This window comes from Microcoleus sp. B4-C2 (assembly GCF_036705265.1).
GTDB lineage: Bacteria > Cyanobacteriota > Cyanobacteriia > Cyanobacteriales > Microcoleaceae > Microcoleus.
In genome coordinates this window covers 1-4,198 of record NZ_JAUBUB010000185.1, presented here as the reverse complement: position 1 = coordinate 4,198, position 4,198 = coordinate 1, and the positions used below count along the sequence as shown (strand labels likewise).

3 protein-coding genes are annotated in these 4,198 nt (G+C 47.0%); all 3 read right to left on the bottom strand.

The window, feature by feature from the left end:
* Positions 1–425: 425 nt before the first annotated feature.
* The 3 genes from QUB20_RS28185 to QUB20_RS28175 all read right to left on the bottom strand — a co-directional run bounded on the left by QUB20_RS28185 (position 426) and on the right by QUB20_RS28175 (position 4,005).
* The gene (locus tag QUB20_RS28185) at positions 426–1,043 is read right to left on the bottom strand and encodes a pre-peptidase C-terminal domain-containing protein (RefSeq protein ID WP_333251422.1); all 618 of its coding nucleotides are present in this window, start codon (positions 1,041–1,043) and stop codon (positions 426–428) included.
* A 276-nt stretch (positions 1,044–1,319) separates the two neighbouring features.
* Positions 1,320–2,771 carry a trypsin-like peptidase domain-containing protein gene (locus QUB20_RS28180; RefSeq protein ID WP_333251425.1) on the bottom strand — a complete coding sequence of 484 codons (1,452 nt, stop codon included), beginning with the start codon at positions 2,769–2,771 and terminating at the stop codon, positions 1,320–1,322.
* A gap of 109 nt (positions 2,772–2,880) precedes the next feature.
* Positions 2,881–4,005 carry a redoxin domain-containing protein gene (locus tag QUB20_RS28175; protein ID WP_333251427.1) on the bottom strand — a complete coding sequence of 375 codons (1,125 nt, stop codon included), beginning with the start codon at positions 4,003–4,005 and terminating at the stop codon, positions 2,881–2,883.
* Positions 4,006–4,198 lie beyond the last annotated feature (193 nt).

Here is a 4,198-nt window from a genome sequence, read left to right as displayed (position 1 = left end):
CCCACTTGTCGGTATGATCTAATCAATGACGTGGCAATCGCCTGACTCACTCTTTTAAGATACAAGGGGCGGGTTCAGAACAATACCTGTCAATAATTGACAATCTCAAAAACCCGCCCCGACCGGGATATTATGGTTAATCGATAGGACATGATATTAGAAAATTATAAGTGCCAGACTCTAACATTTATAGTGGCATAAAAACCTATGAATTTACCAAAGTGAATAGTAGTTGCTTATAGTGCGATCGTCCCTGAATTATAGGGACACGGCATTGCCGTGCCCTGACTCCGAAGTTTAGTTCATATTCTGTTCGGTCGATGACCCCTAATACGGTAGGGGCTCCCCTCACGAAAAATATCTGACAATAATTGACAATCTCAAAAACCCGCCCTTTTAATCGTTCGAGCGGACATGATATCAAACTAATTTCCAGTTGTTTCGCGGACGGTCAAACTGTACTTGCCTCTACCTTTTGGAGGCGGATCGTAAGCATTGACAATGACGCGATAGCGACCGTTCGCAGACAAGGTAACAGTCAGCTCTGAATTGGAATTTTGCTGCGTGACATCATCATTTTCTCCAAGTAGCTCGCCCTGGGAGTTGAAAATAGCGAGATAAGTATCAAACTCGGTACTTTCTACGGTAATAACCAGTTTCTGACCCTGAGTGCCTTCAAAGGTATACTCGTCGTACAAACTGCTGTCTGAGGGAAGTACAGAAGACTTAGCAGGGCTGAGTTCTCCGTTTTGCTCTAAAATGATTTTAGATGAACTCGCATCAGGACTGGGCGGAGGTTCTACAGTTGGGCTCTGAGTTGGCGAACTTTGTGGCGATGGCGACGGGTTGGGGCTTGCTTGAGCTAAAACAGCGTTGGCAGCAGTCTTCGCATCAGTTAAATTTTGAGGAAATTCTGCTGAAATAAGGGTGGAACTGCTGTTAGCAACACCTGAATTTGAAAGTGACAGGGAGAGAGCCGGCTTGCCAGAAAAAGTAGCTACCAGAGCAATTGGCGCGATCGCCCAAAATCTAACTTGACGCATGAATTACCTCGATTTGTAACGGAGGAAGAAGGAAGAAGTCAGTAGTCATTAGTCAGTAGTCATTAGTTATTTGTTAGGATCGCAAATTAAATAATTTACACTCTTGAAAGTGGGATGGGCGTCCCGCCCGTCCTTTATGCACGGGCGGGACGCCCATGCCACAAGAACAATAAAGATTGTAAGTTATTTAATTCTCATTCCTTAGATGCTACCAATTACCAATGCCCTGTTTGCCCAATTCCCGATTCCCAATTCCCAGTTCCGAATTTTCAATTTTCACCGGACAGTTAGAGTGTAACGACCCCGGCCCGAAGCATCGTAAGCATTGACAATTACGCGATAGCGACCCGTAGCGGGCAACGTAACGGTCAGAAACGAATTTTTAGTCGAATCGCTTCCATCGTCATTTTCTGCCACTAATCGGCCGTTAGGGCCAAAGATCGCCACATAGGGATCGAAATCTGTACTTTCGAGGGAAATGGTGACAGACTGACCCGATCGACCTTCAAAAGTATACTCTCGATACAGACTGTTGTCAGACGGCAATACTGGGCCGCCTGCGACTAAAGCACCTTCTTCTTGCAAAATCGCCCGAGAAGGCGCGGTAGGAGCACTCGCTTTCAGCTCTAACGTATAAGCCCCTGACTGCCTAGCTTGGTAGGAATTTGCAACTAACGTGTAAGTCCCGTCTGCTGGCAGCCTGACTGTAATTCTGGCGTTTTTATTCCCGGCCCCGTCATCGTCTTGCGCGATTTCGCGCTGGTTGGGGCCGAGCAAAATTAAATAAGGGTCAATCTCTTGACTTTTCATTTCTATTGTGATTTGCTGGCCCGCTTTTCCGTCAAATGAGTAGAGGTCAAAAAAGCTGTTGTCGGTGGGCAGAACGCTAGACTTGTCGGTGAGGAGGCCGCTGACGGGGGGCCCGTTTAACGCAACTTTTTGAGGTGATTGGTTGCCACCAAAGGGCGATCGGGCTTGAGCCGCGCGGGGAGCTCGCCCTTCTCGCACCGCTGTCAGGAAAGCGGGTAATTTGTCTGCGGAAATTGCAAAACCGATACCGATACTGCCACCGCCCCGACCGCGAGTAAAAATAGAAGTATTGACGCCGATTAATTCTCCTGAACTGTTGAGCAGTGGGCCTCCTGAATTGCCGGGATTGATGGCGGCGTCGGTTTGAATTAAGCCCCGCTGCTGGTCGATGCGGCTGACGATTCCGACTGTAAAAGTACCTTGAAATTGACCGAAGGGATTGCCGATCGCAAATGCTTGTTGCCCGACTTTCACCGAACCGGGACGGGCTAAAGGAATAGTGGGCAAATTGTTTTGACCGCGAATCTTCAGCACGGCTAAGTCTAGACCGTCTTCGCCGAATCCGATGACATCGGCGACAAGTTTTCTGCCGTCTGACAAAATGATATTGACGGTACCGCCTGCCGAAACAACGTGGGCGTTCGTTAACACCATGCCGTCGGGGCTGATAATTGTGCCACTGCCGTTAGATTTATCTGTATCGACTGTAACAACCGCCGGACTAGCCTTTTCGTAGACCCGAATATTGGTTTGTTCTTCGACAGTTTGGGCGATCGCACCCTGGGAATGCACCGAGTTAAATTCCGTTAAATCTGTTGATTGCCGCACAGGGGATGTGGTAACAACCGCACTGGCGCTGGCTGCAACCCCAACCGTTAAAATTCCCGATACTGCTAAACTTAGAAGTTTGAAATTCATGGCGATCGATTAGTATTTAGCGATCGGTAGCTAGGAATTAGGTTTTGTGGCTAACCGCTAACTACCTTCTCTAATTATTTTAGGACTTGCACCACGGTAGTGACATTCCTTACGCCGGTTCTCCAATTCGGGAATCTGAATCAGCAGCTAAATACTTAAAATTAGCTTGTCGTACCTCGGCATCCTCATTGCCGTAGAAAAAAGACAGCAAAGCAAAACGCTGGCCGCTAATCACCGGCGTCGCTTCATGCAGCAAAGAACACGAAAAAATAATCGCCGTGCCAGAATCCCCTTTATAACCGTGTGGCGCGTACTCTGGAAACCGTAAAAATCCCCCCGTGTACTCTCCCACATTCAAGTTTAGCGTCATCGCAAACCTGCGGTGGAGCGTAGCTTTGCTAGTGTTGTCCCGGTGCGGCCGAAAATAACCGCCGCTGTCAGCATCGTAACAGCCCACCAAATAGCGCTCAAACCTAGTGATTGTAAACTGAAAAGCTTTTTCTACTTCCGGCCGCACCCGGCGCAGAATAATCGTATTCAATCGCTTTTGCAACTTTGGGTCTTCAATAAAGAAATCTCGTCGTTTCTTGAAATTCTCGTCGTGAATGCCAACAGTTTTCCCCTCCACTTGCCTCATAAAGCCCGAGGGACTGCCACCGTGAGCTTTGTACATATCGATTAAACTGTGGCAAGAGGCTTTGTCCAAAACGTTAGGAATTACCAACACCGGGGCGTGGCGAGTGGCTGATCGGGCTTCCTCAATTGGGGGCAAAGTTTTGATAAAATCTAATACTTGCTGGGCGTGTTGGTGCGGTTCGCCCATCGGCAAAATATTAATTACCTGAAGGTTTTCGTTGAGTACAAAAGTTTGTGGTGCATAGTGAACTCCGGCAACTCCATTTTCTTCGACATCTCGGAAAACACCGTACTGCTGGCTGACTTTTTTATCCAAGTCCCAGAAAAAAAGGAATGACGGAGCAATTGTGGTTGGTCTGTTTTGTTCTTTGTCTGCTGGGTCAACGCTCACTCCAAACCGCGGTACTTGCAAGCTTTGGAATTCCTCTGAAAGCTCTTGAAAGCTTTTGAGGATAACTTGGATTTGTTCAAAAGCTGTGCTGGCAAAGAAAAACAGCACGACTCGCCGGCCGCCAACAGTCGGGAAATGAAATGAGGGGTTATTTGTAGAAGGAACGGAAAACCAGGGAGCCGGATCTCCTATTTCGAGTAATGGCATCTTGCTGATTTAATATTTGGGATTTTATATTTAGATTATGATGCTGTCGATTAGTTCCACAGATTCGGTATATTAAAATATGTTTTGAAAAAAAATTAGCTTTTATATCATTTCCGGTAATACCAATTTTATATGAAGTTGCATAGAATAAAGATAGTGTTTAGAGGGCATCAGTGATGACACGCCAACTGAT